A 15,454-nucleotide genomic window follows, 5' to 3' on the forward strand; every position below is an offset into this window, starting at 1 on the left:
CATCTGTGGTGAAGGTGGGGTCTGTGCAGTGTTGTGGAAAAGGACAGTTATCTTTACTCGCTGTCGGTGGTGATGATTGACGGCGAACAACTACACCGTTCTAGATCGTCAGTCGTTGGTGACGGGATTATGCTGAGTTTGTAGTGTCATCCGAAACTTTTGAGTGGTGTCTACGGGCTGATTTTTGGCTGCGCGGAAGGCGCAGTGTAGCGATCACGCCGAGGAACATAAATCCGGCACCCACCCAGAGAGGCACTCGCGAACCGGATACGAAGGCGTCACTGAGTTCGGTGGCCACTTCCTGTCGCACCTCAGGCTGCCATGCGGCTGCTGGCCCTTGCCCCTCACGGACCAGTGTGATCATCGTCCCCGCAGTAGGCGCAAGTTGCTGTTCAATTTGTGTGGCTTGCTGAGGGGGAAGGGAAGTGTTGCCCAGTATGCCGGAGGCTGCTGAGGTGATTGAACTAGCCATGATTGTGGCAATAATGGCGACACCTAGTGCACTGCCTAATTGACGTACGGTGGATTGGGTGGCTGAACCTTGTCCGGACTTTGCGGGAGGAACCTCAGCAAGAACAGTTGAGGTTAATTGTGCGCTAGCAAAGCCGAGGCCTACACCGTAAAGGACTAAGGCGACATCGATCTGCCATGTGGGGGAGGTAGGCTTCATGATAAGTGCCATGGCTACCATGCCGATGGTTTCGAGAATTAAACCCCACGTTGCCACATTGGTCGCGCCAATGGTGCGAGCTAGCGGACCGGCAGTTCCGCCGGCGATGAATGAACCGACAGCCATGATGGCTAAGACGGCGCCTGCGTGCATGGCTGACAGGCCGAGGACGTTTTGAAGGTAGAGGGGGAGGACGAAGAGCAAGCCAAACTCACCCATGGCAACCACCATTGCGGCGATGTTGCCCCATGAGAATGACTGAAGGCGGAATAGGCCCATGTCGAGCATAACGTCTCGACCTGCGGTGCCGCGGCGAATTTCTGTACGCACAAACACAAAGCAGGCAATAACACCCAAAGCGATAGCGATAGGTGCAGGGGATAGTGGCCATGAAGCAGCCCACCCTTTGCTGGTGGGAGCCCACCAGCCCAGGTTGCGTCCTTCGACGAGACCGAACACGATGCTGCCCATTCCGATGAAAGAGGAAAGGAAGCCTACGGAGTCAAAGTCAGAGAAGAACTGAGAGTGCTGCTTGTTGGAGCCTTCGCTGGTTTGGGGGACCCAGAGGAGCGAACCAAGAGCAATGACGATGGCCAAGGGAATGTTGATGCCAAACACCCAGCGCCATGTGGCGTGGGTGGTTAAATATCCGCCAAGAAGAGGGCCGATCGCCGCGGCACCGGAAATTGTGGCGCCCCAGATACCGAAAGCGATGGCGCGCTCGCGGCCACGGAAAGTTGCATTGACGGTGGATAAAGTGGAGGGGAGAACAAAAGCGCCGCCGATGCCTTGAATGGCGCGTGCCAGGAGCAAACTTGAGGCGTTGGTTGCCAGGCCAGCAAGTAAAGATGCGCCGGCGAATAGTGCCATACCCAACAGCAGAGTGGTGCGTCGACCAAATTTGTCACCTGCACGTCCGGTGGTAATCAGCAAGGCGGCGAAGATGAGGTTGTAAATGGTGGTGACCCACTGGGCCTGAGTAAAGGTTAAGGGGAGTTGGTCAATCATCGTCGGCAAGGCGACGTTGACGATGGTTCCGTCAATAACAATGGTACTGACGGCTAATGCGAGGACGCCAAGGGCTTTCCAGCGGTTGGCAGTGAAGCGGTCCTGCTCGGTTGCTTCGGGTGACGATGATGTCGTAGCCATAAGGCCTCCTGGGTTGATTAACTAACCTCAGTATATGACGGCTTGTCATAAAAATATATCTGCATAATGGTCTGCTCTCTCACATTGCATGGTGAAGAATCTTGTGGTGGAGAGAGGAGCATGAAAATGATGGTGGGGAGGAAAACTAACGATGAATGCCCTCGCCGTCACGGCAAGGGCATTCGAGAAATGGTGCGGCAGTAGCGCGGGTGACATGTCAATGACGTAATCAGTGACGTAATCAGTTAGCACACTGGGCAAGAAGGTCCGGCGGGGACAGGGGTGGCCTCTTCTGTGGGAAGACCGGCTTTTTTAATGATCTCGGTCATTACGGTGGCTAATTGAGTGAACTCGGCACCACGAGAAGAGGAAATGCGGTGAACCAGGCCGATATGGCGGCGAGGTGAAGCATTAGCAAAGCGGGCAACGGCCAGACCTTCGATTGAGGTCATTAGACTCAAGCCGCCTTCGGGGATCACGGTGACGCCGGCACCATGGGCAACTAGGCGGGTTACGGTAGCTAGGGTGGTAGCAACGGCGCGAGGGGGGCGGCTGCTGTAGTGCTGACACAGGGCTAGGGTCTGGTCGCGTAGGCAGTTGCTTTCGTCAAGAAGGAGGAGGTTGGCGCTATCGAGAGAAGTTACATCTACGTCGTCGCGGCCAGCCCATTCATGATCGGCTGGGACCAGGGCGACGAGAGGTTCGTCGTACATGGGGGTTACGGCGAAACGAGTGAGGTCCAGGTCTACATCCAGGGCGATTACAGCGGCATCGAGAGTTCCCTGGGTGAGAGAGTCAAGGATGTCGCCGGTGACAAGTTCACGGAATTCGGGACGTAACTGCTCCAAGTGGTCAGGGAGGGTGTCCATGAGTAGGGGGGCGACGTAAGGTGCGAGGGTCGGGATTAAGCCAATACGCATCAAACCGCTAAGGGCTGTTCCGTGGGTGTCGACCGCTTCACCGAATGCTTCTGCGGCAAACACTGCCTCGCGAGCGAAGGGGAGGAGAGTTTCGCCTAGGGGTGTGATCAGGACACGACGGGTGGTGCGTTCAACTAACTCACCGCCGACGCGACGTTCGAGTGCGGTGATGGATTGAGAAAGGCTGGGCTGACTTACGCCCATAGAGGCGGCAGCTTCGCCGAAGTGCTGGTATTGGCATAGGGCAACAAAACCACGCAACTGGGAGAAGGATGGTTGTGTGTTGTTCGGCATGGTTCATGCTCCTTGGAAACGGTCAATAAGGTGGGGGCGTTTTGTGCTCAGGCGCTCGTTGGCGCAAATGAGGAAAACGAGGTGTTAACGACAAATGGGGAGTGGGGGTTCTGCAATGCCGTGGTGGAGGCCGCGGAGTCTCATAGGGTGAGAGTGCAGGGGGTGCCGCTCTTATAAGAGAATCTACACTATAAACTGTTGATATGTAAATTAACTGATAGGTAAGGTCTGATTAGTGGTGTTGTTGACATATCACAGGCCCTAACTCCTCAGTATGGCCTTCATCTGGCTACACTCTCAACATGATCGATCTGCGTGCTCTTCGCGAAAACCCTGAACCATTCCGTGCAAGCCAACGCGCCCGTGGCGCTGACGAAACTCTGGTTGATCGCATTATCGAGGCTGATAGTTCTCGTCGGAGTTCTCTTTCAGCATTCGAAAACCTGCGTGCCGAGCAGAAAACCCTCTCCGCATCTGTAGGTAAAGCAACACCCGAAGAGCGCCCCACTATTCTGGCTCAGGCCAAGGAGATGGCTGCTAAGGTCAAGGAAGCCTCTGCGACTGCTGATGAACAGGCGCAGCAATTTGACGCTTTGATGAAGCAAATGCCTAACCTCATCGACGGTGCCCCTAGCGGCGGTGAAGAAGACTATGTGGTTCTTCGCCATGAAGGCCCCAAAGTTCGTGACTTTAGTGCCGAAGGATTTGAGCCTGCTGACCACCTGGCTATTGGTGAAGCCCTGGACATCATCGACACAAAGCGTGGAGCTAAAGTCTCCGGAGCGCGTTTTTACTACCTCAAGGGTTGGGGGATGCGCCTCGAACTGGCCCTGATGACCGCTGCACTCGATTGCGCACTGGCTCACGGCTTTACCCCTATGACCACCCCCACCCTCGTGACACCTCAGGTCATGGGCGGTACCGGTTTCTTGGGTGCGCACGCTGATGAAATCTACTACCTGCCTACAGACGATCTCTACCTCACCGGCACTAGTGAAGTTGCACTTGCCGGATACCATGGTGATGAAATTATCGACCTGAGCGACGGTCCGTTGCGCTACATGGGCTGGTCAACCTGTTACCGCCGTGAAGCTGGCGCTGCGGGTAAGGATACTCGAGGCATCATTCGCGTCCATCAGTTCAACAAGGCAGAAATGTTCTCCTACTGCCGCCCTGAAGATGCACGTGACGAACATGAACGCCTGTTGGCCATGGAAGAAGAAATGCTTGCCTTGGTTGAACTGCCTTACCGTGTCATTGATACTGCGGCCGGTGACCTGGGTTCTTCTGCAGCCCGTAAATTTGATTGTGAAGCGTGGCTGCCTACTCAGAACCGTTGGATGGAAGTCACCTCTACCTCTAACTGCACTACTTTCCAGGCTCGTCGTCTGGGTGTGCGTGAGCGCGGCGAACAGGGTACATCTCCTGTAGCTACCCTGAACGGCACTTTGGCCACCACTCGTTGGATGGTTGCCATTTTGGAAAATCACCAGAATGCTGATGGAACTGTCACCATTCCTCAAGGCCTTCGTCCCTATCTCGGCGGCGTGAGTGTCATCGAACCGATTGCCTAACGTGGCCCATCACCATAACGATCGCTTCACTGCGCCGCATCCCCCTCTGACTAACGATCAGTACGCAGATGTGGTGCGGGCATTACGCGACACCTTGCGACGACTTGAATTCACTCCACCTTCGGTGGGTCCCCGGACTCTTGTAGCATTAGATGTTGATGGCACTTTGATTGCTATGGATTTCACGTTGTCCAAACGCGTCAAAGAAACAATTGCCCGCACCATCGCCACCGGTACTCAGGTGGTGATTGCCACTGGTCGCGGCGTAAGTGCAGCACTGCCTGTCGCCCGCGAATGCGGTCTGACCCGAGGGTGGATGGTATGTGCTAACGGTGCACAAACCCTTCGCCTCGACCCAGCACTGCCGGGTGGCTATGAGGTGATTGAGCAGTTAACCTTCGATCCGCGCGAGGTCATCATGGCGCTATCTAAGGTATTGCCCGATGCGATTGTGGCGGTGGAATCGCCAACCGGCTTTCTCGTCAGTAAGCCATTTCCCCCTGGTGAGCTCATTGAAGAGCAGCATGTGGTTTCCTTAGAGGAACTGTGCGCTCATCCAGTGAGTCGTGTGGTGCTCCGAGCTCCCGGCATGAGCGTGGAGGAATTCTCCGACAAGATTGCTGCTGCTGGCGTGCAATCTGTGGAGTATGCCGTGGGCTGGACCGCTTGGCTTGATGTTGCTCCTCAAGGAGTGACGAAGGCCGGAGCACTTGATGCTTTGTGCGAAAGCCTTGGTATTTGCCGCACATCCACGATCGCTGTTGGGGACGGCTCCAATGACCGAGAAATGCTTGAATGGGCTCACCTATCTGTTGCGATGGGTAACGCCACCGACGAAGTGCAATCTCACGCCCGCGTAGTAACGGAAAGTGTCTGGTCTGATGGGTGCCCGGCATTACTCGATGCTTGGAGAATGAATGCGCTTTCTGCTCATCGAATGAATAAGGGGACTGTCTACTGATGTTCCCTGGCGCGCCAGGGGTGGCGAGTCGAGGCGAATGCATGAAGAGGGGGCTACTGATGTTTCCCTCGCCCTTGGCGAGCGGGGCTGTGATAGAAACTGATGCCATTCTCTTTTCCCGCACTGGTGTGGTTATGACGCCATACAGACGGGGCGCCCGTGACTGTTGGCGAACAACATATAAATAATGAGTGTTTCGTCTTCGAATAAATTGTTGAATTCCTGGTAGCTATGATGAGGATTCGTTCAGTGCGGACTGGTCAAGAATCAGATAATTTCACCGCTTCTCTTGACAAGTAGAGCGCTGTACCAAGCATTGCCCTGATTCATCCGTTTAGGTTGGGAGGTTTCCCGATTACTAAGTCGTGAGGAATCTCCTGCAAAAGAAGAAAGAAGGAAAAATTCAGTCGTTTTTCTTCCGCTGTTTGGTTTTCCTTGATACGTTGAATGGGCAATGAGAACAACGCCGTCCTCATTGCTTCTATACGTACCGCCCTGAACGATCAGTGACGATCAATTCCGAGGAGGAACCATGAGTCTGGGATGGTTTGAATCACCCGAGCATATACGCTGGCTAGCAACACATACCCATGCACTTTTACGCGCCGGCAAACTCTCCATGGTCCCAGCAGGATTTGGGTGGATTGGTCCAGACGGTGAAGTTGATCAAGACCGTGGTGTAGCACTTTGGATTACCGGCCGAATGACCTTCTGCTTTTCTTTGGGGACGCTCTTGGGCATTCCGGGATGCCGAAAATATGCTGACCACGGTGTGCGTTCGCTTGCTCGCTCATTAAAAGACAATCAATATGGCGGTTACTACAGCCTGGTGGAATGTGGGTTTGATGAAGAAGGACGTGCAATTCCCCGCGATAAACAATCGCGAAAAGAGTGCTACCAGCACGCCTTTGTTCTTTTGGCGGCAGCAACTGCTGTTGCTGCAAATCGTCCCGGCGCAACGGAGCTGCTCCGCGACGCGATGGAAATCCATGAACGTTACTTTTTTGATGAATCCTACGGACTTCCTATTGAATCATTCGCTTGCGATTTCACCGATCCAGAAGAATACCGTGGAATTAATGCTGCAATGCATTGTGTGGAAGCCTATTTAGCGACCGCTGATGCAACCGGTGACGTGACTTGGCTCGAACGAGCTGTCCAAATTATTGATTTCGCCGTTAACGTGCAGGCGCGTAATAACAGTTGGCGAATTCCTGAACACTATGATGCCGGTTGGCATGTTGATGTCAACTACAACATGGATCAACCCAATCATCCCTTCCGTCCTGGAGGGGTTACCCCTGGCCACGGCTTAGAGTGGGCGCGATTAACAGCGCAAGCTCGTGCTGCCTTAATTGCTCGTAAACTTCCTGCAGGGGAATGGATGTTGCCAGCGGCTGAAGAACTCTTCGACCGCGCTCGGATCGATGGTTGGAGAGTCGACGGTAATCCAGGCTTTGTATACACCACCGATAACAACGGCCACCCGCTAGTTCGCCAAAGGATGCACTGGACTGTTTGTGAAGGTGTTAGCGCTGCAGCCATGCTCAGGCGCGCAGTACTGGACTCAGGTCGAAGCGAAATGGATGTTGAGCACTACGAACATTGCTATCGTTCTTGGGTTGACTATCTTGAAGAATACGTCATCCGAGACAATGGTCTATGGATCCATGAATGTACTCCAGAAAATGAGCCAGACAATACTGTCTGGCCCGGTCATCCTGATGTCTACCATGGCCTACAAATGACCTTAGCTGCACGTATGCCTGTCTGGCCTGCCATGGGGCAAGCGTTGGCAGAAGGACGTTTAGATCGACCTGAGTCACCCGAACGTGAGGAAAAACCCAAGGGGCGCCGTCGGTTGTTTTCCTAGGAGTCGGTGATGTTAGACTGCTTCCTGGTCAATACTTGAACACCAGAGTCGATCTGTTGGACAGGTAAATCGCCAAGGAGTGGTGACAGAGTGGCCGAATGTGACGGTCTTGAAAACCGTTGTACGTTTACGCGTACCGAGGGTTCGAATCCCTCCCGCTCCGCTCTTGAAATATCGGGACCTCAGAAATGGGGTCCCGATATTTTTTGGTCAGTCAAGCGAAAATACAAATCTCAAGCATGGTTTTCCTGAAGAAAAACTGAGACCAGTAATTCTTCTACGGCATTCACATTCTTCAAATCTTCTTGAAATACAAAAATATTTCATTTAGTGTGGATAATGAACTAATTGGCTTGACAATAAAATCAAGCGAACGCACGGCGAAAGGAACGTCATAATGGCGCAGAAAATTCAGACCATTCTTGTTGATGACCTCGACCATGGCGAAGCACACGAAACTGTAACGTTCGCTCTGGACGGCGTCTCTTACGAAATTGATCTATCCGACGAACACGCAGCAGAACTTCGCGCAGACTTCGCTAAGTGGACCGAACCTGCACGTCGCGTCTCTGGCCGTCGCGTTTCCGGTCGCCGCCGTTCTTCCGGCCCCGGTGAAACTGCAAAGATTCGTGAATGGGCCAAGAGTCAGAACATGACCGTCTCCGAGCGTGGCCGCGTCTCTGCAGAGGTTCGTGACGCTTACTACGCAGCACAGGGCTGAACCTTCTTGCATTGGTAGAATTCTTACGTCCCTGCCTTACTCATTACGATCTTAAGGATTGATTCTTCATGGCATACACGCTTGTTCTTCTTCGCCACGGCGAAAGTGAATGGAACGCAAAGAACCTCTTCACCGGATGGGTCGATGTTCCCCTCTCCGAAAAGGGCCGTGCAGAGGCTGTCGCCGGTGGCGGATTCCTGAAGGAAGCAGGTGTTCTGCCTGACAAGTTGTTCACCTCCATGCTGCGCCGCGCCATCATGACCGCCAACCTTGCTCTTGATGCTGCTGACCGCCACTGGATCCCCGTTGAGCGTAACTGGCGTCTCAATGAGCGTCATTACGGTGCACTGCAGGGTAAGAATAAGAAGGAAATCCGCGATGAATACGGTGAAGAGCAGTTCATGCTCTGGCGCCGTTCCTACGATGTGCCCCCGCCGGCCATTGAAGCAGGTAGCGAATTTTCCCAGGATTCTGATCCTCGTTACGCAGGTGAGCCCATCCCCGCTACTGAGTGCCTTAAGGATGTTCTTGAGCGTCTGCTTCCCTATTGGGAAGAAACTATCGTTCCTGAGATCAAGACTGGCAAGACTGTCATGATTGCCGCACACGGCAACTCCCTGCGCGCAATCGTCAAGCACCTTGACGAAATCAGCGACGAAGACATTGCAGGAGTTAATATCCCCACTGGCATTCCGTTGGTTTACGAACTTGATGAAGAAACTCTCAAGCCCATCAAGAAGGGCGGCCGCTACCTCGATCCCGAGGCAGAAGCCAAGATCGCTGCAGTGGCTAACCAGGGTAAGTGACCTCATTAATCCGAGGATTAGTCACCACTGACTGAACATACTGGTGGGGCGTTGGGAGAAATCCCAACGCCCCACCAGTATTCCTGCCCACTGGAGAATCACACCCCACGCATTACTTGCATACCTGCAGGGTAGGAGGATCAGCGTTCTTCGGTTGATCCCAAAACAAGGAAGGTGACTCTGCGAGCCACGCTGGTGGCGTGGTCGCCAAAACGCTCTAGGAAACGAGCCAACAACACAGCGTCAATCACCTGCTGGCGGCTGAGATTCAGTTCAGGATTGATAATTAGATCGAAACTTTGACGCTGCAACTCATCAAGGATGTCATCGTTATCGGAAATGGCGCGAGCTAGATCAATGTCTTTCTCCTCAATGAGGCGAGAGACGGAAGCGGAAGTTTCCACTGCGGCGTCTGACATCTTGACCAGCAGACTGAACAGTGGATCAGGAACGGGATGCTCGGGGTAACGACCACGGGCAATGGCGGCCACGTGGCGAGCAAGGTCCCCCTGACGTTCCAAGGTTTGAGCCATACGTAGAGCACTAATGACATGGCGAAGATCGCCAGCGACCGGCTGCTGGCGGGCAAGCAACATGACGCACAAATCATCAATATCGCGCTGCAGTTCGTTAATCCGCTCATCAGCGTCAATGACCTGCTCAGCCACAATAATGTCGCCGGTGCGTAGTGCACTGGCTGCACGCTTCATGGCTGTGTGTACCTGAGAGGCCATGGACTCAAGATTGCGTTCTAACTGAGTGAGTTCGGAATGGAAAATATCCCTCACGCGCTGCTCCTAACCGCTGTGATTTGTGCGCGAGCCATGGCAATGCATGGCTGTCTTTCTGATTGTGCTCAAGAAAGGTAAACGAGAGTTGAAGTTCATCTAAACATCAGTGACATAGTCGGTAATCAGGCTGTAATTCTGGCAAAAATGTCCGTCTAGGTAGGAAATACGTCGTAATCTTACTGATGTGATGACGATGACCACCCTGACATTGGTGGCCCTTCTCGCTGTAATCGTTGGCGTGGCTGCGGGGCTCGCATTTGCTTATTCTGAGCGTGATTGGCGTGTACGTCGCGAAGAAAGAGCACTCTCTCGACAATCGCGTCTTTCTGCTGAAGATGGAGTAATCCCCATTCTGGCAGCACTACGTTCCACCGTAATCATGCTTGATGAAGACGATGATGTGCTGCGTGCATCAGCTAGTGCTTACGCTTTTAACCTTGTCCACGATGACGTGATGGACGAGCCTCAAATTGCAGCTATGGTGAAAAAAGTTCGTTCCACCGGCGTAACTATGGATGAAGATATTCAAGTGGCGCGCGGTCGCATTCATGGTGCAGGAGTGTTCTTTCTTCACGTTCGCGTAGCCTCCATTGGCCGTCAACACATTCTGATTCTCGTGGAAGATCGCACTTCATCGAGGCGTTTAGAAGCCATGCGCAGAGACTTTGTAGCCAACGTGTCTCACGAACTTAAAACCCCGGTCGGAGCATTGTCCTTGCTGGCAGAAACAGTTGAAGCTAACGCCCAAAACCCAGACGTGGTTCGCCAATTCTCTGCGAGGATGTCCAAAGAAGCTCAGCGTCTTGGCATGCTGGTTAACGAGATTATTGAACTCTCACGTCTCCAAGATGGTGACGCTTTGGTTAGTCCAGAGACAGTAGAACTTGATGAAGTTATTACTGAAGCCATTGATCGTGTCCGTATCGAAGCTCAAGCGCGAGACATTGCCCTCATGGTAGGAGGAGAAAAGAACGTCACCGTCCGGGGAGATGCTGCACTGCTGACCACTGCCATCCGTAACCTTTTGGATAACGCGATTTCCTACTCCAACCCGCATACTCGCGTGTCCGTCGGAGTATCGCGCACGAGCGATGAAGTCCATGTAGCCGTGGTAGATCAAGGAATCGGCATCGCATCAGAAGATCAAGAGCGCGTGTTCGAGCGCTTCTTTCGCGTTGATAAAGCCCGCTCGCGCGCTACTGGTGGTACAGGTCTTGGCTTGTCGATCGTTAAGCATGTGGCTGCTGACCACGGTGGAACCGTCAAAATTTGGTCAGCACTCGGGCAAGGTTCAACCTTCACTCTGATTCTTCCCCGATCTGTTGATCACCCCGTTGATGATGATGGATTCGCTACTCAGACCAATCCAGAACAAGGAGAACTTTCATGACTACCATCTTGTTGGTTGAGGATGAGGAAAACTATCGCGAGCCCCTCGCATTCAATCTGCGCGGTGAGGGATTTACCGTGCTCGAAGCAGCGGATGGGATCCAAGCTCTTGAGCAATTCGATCCTCTGCGTATTGACGTGGTTCTTCTTGACCTTATGCTTCCTGGACTTAGCGGCATGGAGGTGTGCAAACGCATCCGTTCTCAGTCCACGGTTCCCGTTATTATGGTCACGGCCAAAGACTCAGAAATCGACAAAATTGTGGGCCTAGAAATTGGTGCCGACGACTATGTCACTAAGCCATACTCCTATCGTGAACTCGTCGCTCGCGTGAACGCCGTGCTACGCCGTGTTCACCCAGAAGATCCCGGAGAATCCAGCGTTTTGGAAGTTGGTAGCGTCCGTATGGACGTGGAGCGTCATGAAGTAAGTGTGCGTGGAGAAATGGTGCAAATGCCTCTGCGTGAATTTGAATTACTTGAATTGCTCATGCGCCACCCCAATCGTGTTCTTACCCGTGGTCAGATTATTGATCGTGTCTGGGGAAGTGATTATGTGGGTGATACCAAAACTCTTGATGTGCACGTGAAGCGAATTCGCTCAAAGATCGAACGTGAACCGGCACATCCCATGATGCTTCTTACCGTTCGAGGCTTAGGTTATAAACTCGTTGATGCTGAATAATTCGCTAATTTGTTTATGTTTTTTGGGAATGTAAATAGCCGGGAATCCCTGTTCTTCCGGTTAAGTGTGGAATCTCATTTATTGCCTATCTAGGCGGGGTGTTAGAATGGAGATCCGCACACGTATGGAGTGATATCTCATTATGACCTTCCAAATTGGAGAAACTGTGGTCTACCCGCACCACGGTGCCGCGCGCATTATCGATATTCAGAAGCGAACAATGCGTGGTGAAGAAAAAACTTATTTGCAGTTAGAGGTTGCACAAGGCGACCTCACTATTCTGGTCCCCGCTGAAAGCGTTGACCTCATCGGTGTGCGCGATGTTGTTGACGAAAACGGCCTCGAAAAGGTTTTTGATGTTCTTCGGGAGTCCTTCACTGAAGAACCCACCAACTGGTCACGCCGTTACAAAGCCAACCAGGAAAAAATTGCGTCCGGTGACGTAATCAAGGTCGCTGAAGTGGTTCGTGACCTTTCTCGTCGCGATACTGACCGCGGACTAAGTGCCGGAGAAAAGCGCATGCTTTCTAAGGCTCGTCAAATTTTGGTCTCTGAACTCGCGCTGGCACAGAAGATCGAAGAGTCCAAAGCTGAAGCCGCTCTCGATGAAGTTCTGGCAGAAGACGTGAAGTGACCGGTACCCCTGAAACATCCTTAACAACCTCGCCCCAGGGCGGGGTTGTTGGCATTGTGACCGCAGCGGGATCCGGCACTCGCCTCGGTCTGAACAAACCCAAATGCTTCGCTACTCTCAATGGCAGGGCTCTTGTTGAACTCTCCGTTCAAGCCATGCTTGCTGGGGGAGCAGACCATGTGGTGGTCACAGCTCCTCTCGGCTTTGTCAGTGATGTAGTCGCTTACATGAATCCACTATGGCCGGTCACCGTGGTAGAAGGGTCGCCTCTCTCCCGCCAAGCATCTGTAGCCGCCGGACTCCGTGTGGCTGCAACCTTTAATCCGGCCATTATTCTTGTTCACGATGCCGCACGCCCGCTCACCCCGCCAGCAGTCGTTGAGCGGGTTATCAATGCCGTCCGTGCAGGACATGATGCGGTCATCCCTGCTTTGCCGGTGACTGACACGATTAAAGAAATCCGTCCAGAAAAGGATTCATTGACATCCCGTTTGCTCGTCAAAGACGAGGCGACTGCTGGGCGAGATAATGACGGCGATGTGGAGTACGTCGTTGGCACACCGCAGCGTTCGACTCTTCGCGCCGTGCATACCCCGCAGGGATTTCGCGCTGAGGTACTCGTCGCTGCTCATGAGGCAGCCAGTGAGCGCGGTAATGATGAAGCCCTTGCTGCTAGTGACGATGCAGCCCTCGTTGAGTGGCTTGGACGTACAGTGAGCGTGGTTCCCAGTGATCCATTGGCTATGAAAGTAACGACCCGTTTGGATCTTATGGTGGCGCAGATGCTCATGGAGGATCCCGAGGCCTTGCGGTAAGAACTGTTCTTGAGTTTTGTTCTAAAGAGTGGAACGGACTTTGTGGCCTGCGGCTGAGACGAGGGAAAATTCCTACCAGTTTCACTGAATGTTACTGACTGTTTTCTTTCTCGTTACCCGCAGGGGCCTAGTAGAGAAAATTTGTTCTTAAGGTAGGGTGAATGTGCTTACGTGAGCGTAAAACAGCCCTTAGAGTGTCTGCTATGAGTTCGATGCCACCTAGTCAGCCATCCCTTGCGGATGCTTCACAGGACAAGCGCAAGAGTTTCATGACATGGCCCGTTTTCGCTTGGGGCCTGTGGGACTGGGGATCCGCAGCATTCAACGCTGTGATCACCACCTTCGTCTTCACCGTCTACCTCTCCAGCAGTTCGTTCGGAGACACGGCAAAGAACGAATCAGCAATTTCCTTGGGACTCACCATTGCAGGCTTCCTTATCGCAGCCCTCGCACCCGTCACCGGCCAGCGCAGTGACCGCGCCGGCAAAAACGTCTACTGGCTCGGCATCTATTCCCTCGTGGTCACCGCTGTTGCAGGCTCACTGTTTTTCATCAAACCCGACCCGGCATATCTCTGGCCCGGCATCATCCTGCTGGGTATCGGCAACGTCTTCTTCGAACTCGCTAGCGTGAACTACAACGGGCTCCTCTCGCGTCTGACCCCCAAAGATCGCATGGGCGCCGTCAGCGGTTTCGGCTGGGGCATGGGCTACCTCGGCGGCATTGTGCTGCTGGGTCTGCTGTTCGTTGGCTTCATCAACACGGACACCACCTGGTTTGGCACCTCCACAGAAAACGGCATGGGTGTACGCCAAGGCATGCTGGTGGCCGCAGCCTGGTTCGGCCTATCGGCCATCCCCGTCCTGTGGACCCAATCGGTCCGTCGAGCAGACGCCCGCGCCCGCCGCGACGGACTCGACGTTCCCGACCGCAGCGAAGCCCTCGCACAACCCCGCGAATCTCTCCTCGCCTCCTACAAGCGCCTGTGGCGAACCCTGGTAGCGCTGTTCAAAACCCACCCCGAAGTGGTCTGGTTCCTCGCCGCAGCAGCCATCTACCGTGACGGCCTGGCAGGCGTGTTCACCTACGGCGGCATCATCGCTCAAAACACCTTTGGCTTTACCCCCGGTGAAGTCATCATCTTTGCCATCGTCGCCAACGTGGTGGCTGGTGTTGTCACCATTGGCGCCGGTCATCTTGATGACCTTTTTGGTCCTAAGCGCGTGATTGTAGGCAGCCTTGTCATTCTCGTCATCTGCGGCATCCTCACCTTCATTCTTCACTCAGGCGGCAAACCCGTCTTCTGGATACTTGGCTTGCTCCTGAGCGCCTGTGTAGGCCCCGCTCAATCTGCTTCTCGTTCACTGCTGGCGCGTCTGATCCCTTACGGCCGTGAAGGTGAAATCTTCGGCCTTTACGCCACTACCGGTCGCGCTGTTTCTTTCGTTGCTCCTGCCATGTACGGCCTGAGCGTATGGATCGGCAAGCACGTCTCCGGCGCAGACGCCGGATACTGGGGCATCCTCGGCGTGGTTCTTGTCCTGGCAGTGGGCCTTGCTATGGTCGGTAAAATCCAGGACCCCAAGGGGCACATCACTGACCTGGGAGATGAGTCATGACTATTCCACCGCTCCTGCCTCAAGTCGGCATCGGTACCGACGTCCACGCCTTCGCAGACGCTGACACACCCACCCCCCTCTACCTCGCCTGCCTGCACTGGGACGGAGAACAAGGCCTCTCCGGTCACTCAGACGGAGACGCAGTAGCCCACGCCTGCGCTGATGCACTTTTTTCTGCATCTAATCTCGGTGACCTGGGCTCCAACTTTGGGGTGGCAGAACCAGAATGGGCCGGCGCAAGCGGTAGCACCCTCTTGGCTGAAGCGGCACGGCGCGTGCGGGAAGCAGGGTTCGAGATTGGCAATATCGCTGTTCAACTCGTGGCCCAGCGCCCGCGCGTGAGCGCACGCATGGACGAAGCGCGCCAAGCACTCACAGACGCCGCCGGCGCACCCGTCATGTTCAGCGCCACCACCACTGACCACCTCGGATTCGTCGGACGCAGTGAAGGAGTTATGGCCATTGCCACTGCTCTGGTTTACCGAGTCGACCAATAAGTACCTCTCTACTAAGCTGGCAGGTGAGGTGAAGTGCCTCATGCTAAGTGACGTCGG

At 54.0% G+C, this 15,454-nt stretch carries 14 protein-coding genes and 1 tRNA gene; 12 read left to right on the forward strand and 3 right to left on the reverse strand.

Annotation, left to right across the window (positions count from 1 at the left end; translation table 11 throughout):
• Window positions 1-127: 127 nt before the first annotated feature.
• Both A9753_RS03085 and A9753_RS03090 read right to left on the reverse strand, forming a co-directional pair.
• A complete protein-coding gene (locus A9753_RS03085; protein ID WP_067779969.1) occupies window positions 128-1,819 on the reverse strand; it encodes an MFS transporter in 1,692 nt (563 codons plus the stop codon).
• Window positions 1,820-2,064: 245 nt separating this feature from the next.
• Window positions 2,065-3,033 (reverse strand): LysR substrate-binding domain-containing protein, encoded by a 969-nt coding sequence (locus A9753_RS03090; RefSeq protein WP_067779973.1) that lies wholly within the window; start codon window positions 3,031-3,033, stop codon window positions 2,065-2,067.
• A 302-nt stretch (window positions 3,034-3,335) separates the two neighbouring features.
• Here A9753_RS03090 and serS point away from each other — a divergent pair, with 302 nt between their 5' ends.
• The 6 genes from serS (at window position 3,336) to A9753_RS03120 (ending at window position 8,968) form a co-directional block, all read left to right on the forward strand.
• The gene (gene serS, locus A9753_RS03095; RefSeq protein WP_067779976.1) at window positions 3,336-4,607 is read left to right on the forward strand and encodes a serine--tRNA ligase; all 1,272 of its coding nucleotides are present in this window, start codon (window positions 3,336-3,338) and stop codon (window positions 4,605-4,607) included.
• 1 nt (window position 4,608) lies between these two features.
• Complete coding sequence (locus tag A9753_RS03100) at window positions 4,609-5,568, forward strand: HAD family hydrolase (protein ID WP_245637335.1); 960 nt, start codon at window positions 4,609-4,611, stop codon at window positions 5,566-5,568.
• Between the two features lie 532 nt (window positions 5,569-6,100).
• The gene (locus A9753_RS03105) at window positions 6,101-7,441 is read left to right on the forward strand and encodes an AGE family epimerase/isomerase (RefSeq protein WP_067779980.1); all 1,341 of its coding nucleotides are present in this window, start codon (window positions 6,101-6,103) and stop codon (window positions 7,439-7,441) included.
• Window positions 7,442-7,517: 76 nt separating this feature from the next.
• Window positions 7,518-7,604, forward strand: a tRNA-Ser gene (locus A9753_RS03110).
• A 234-nt stretch (window positions 7,605-7,838) separates the two neighbouring features.
• Window positions 7,839-8,162, forward strand: coding sequence for a histone-like nucleoid-structuring protein Lsr2 (locus tag A9753_RS03115; protein ID WP_067779983.1), 324 nt, complete (start codon window positions 7,839-7,841; stop codon window positions 8,160-8,162).
• 68 nt (window positions 8,163-8,230) lie between these two features.
• Complete coding sequence (locus A9753_RS03120; RefSeq protein WP_067779986.1) at window positions 8,231-8,968, forward strand: phosphoglyceromutase; 738 nt, start codon at window positions 8,231-8,233, stop codon at window positions 8,966-8,968.
• A 140-nt stretch (window positions 8,969-9,108) separates the two neighbouring features.
• Here the strand turns inward: A9753_RS03120 and phoU are convergent, their stop codons facing one another.
• Window positions 9,109-9,756: a phosphate signaling complex protein PhoU gene (gene phoU / locus A9753_RS03125; RefSeq protein ID WP_067779989.1), complete on the reverse strand. Its 648-nt coding sequence runs from the start codon at window positions 9,754-9,756 to the stop codon at window positions 9,109-9,111.
• Window positions 9,757-9,952: 196 nt separating this feature from the next.
• Between phoU and A9753_RS03130 the strand changes: the two genes are divergently transcribed.
• The 6 genes from A9753_RS03130 to ispF all read left to right on the forward strand — a co-directional run bounded on the left by A9753_RS03130 (window position 9,953) and on the right by ispF (window position 15,397).
• On the forward strand, window positions 9,953-11,149 hold the full coding sequence (locus tag A9753_RS03130) for a sensor histidine kinase (RefSeq protein ID WP_083090226.1): 1,197 nt from the start codon (window positions 9,953-9,955) through the stop codon (window positions 11,147-11,149).
• On the forward strand, window positions 11,146-11,832 hold the full coding sequence (locus tag A9753_RS03135; protein ID WP_067779995.1) for a response regulator transcription factor: 687 nt from the start codon (window positions 11,146-11,148) through the stop codon (window positions 11,830-11,832). Before A9753_RS03130 ends, A9753_RS03135 begins: the two co-directional genes overlap by 4 nt.
• A 142-nt stretch (window positions 11,833-11,974) precedes the next feature.
• Window positions 11,975-12,466, forward strand: coding sequence for a CarD family transcriptional regulator (locus tag A9753_RS03140; RefSeq protein WP_067779999.1), 492 nt, complete (start codon window positions 11,975-11,977; stop codon window positions 12,464-12,466).
• Entirely contained in the window at window positions 12,463-13,281 is an 819-nt protein-coding gene (locus tag A9753_RS03145; RefSeq protein WP_067780002.1) for an IspD/TarI family cytidylyltransferase, read from the forward strand. The genes A9753_RS03140 and A9753_RS03145 overlap by 4 nt, the downstream gene beginning before the upstream one ends.
• 212 nt (window positions 13,282-13,493) lie before the next feature.
• On the forward strand, window positions 13,494-14,900 hold the full coding sequence (locus tag A9753_RS03150) for an MFS transporter (protein WP_067780005.1): 1,407 nt from the start codon (window positions 13,494-13,496) through the stop codon (window positions 14,898-14,900).
• A complete protein-coding gene (gene ispF / locus A9753_RS03155; RefSeq protein WP_067780008.1) occupies window positions 14,897-15,397 on the forward strand; it encodes a 2-C-methyl-D-erythritol 2,4-cyclodiphosphate synthase in 501 nt (166 codons plus the stop codon). Before A9753_RS03150 ends, ispF begins: the two co-directional genes overlap by 4 nt.
• The last annotated feature ends 57 nt before the right edge of the window (window positions 15,398-15,454 follow it).

The organism is Actinomyces vulturis (assembly GCF_001687305.1).
Lineage (GTDB): Bacteria > Actinomycetota > Actinomycetes > Actinomycetales > Actinomycetaceae > Actinomyces > Actinomyces vulturis.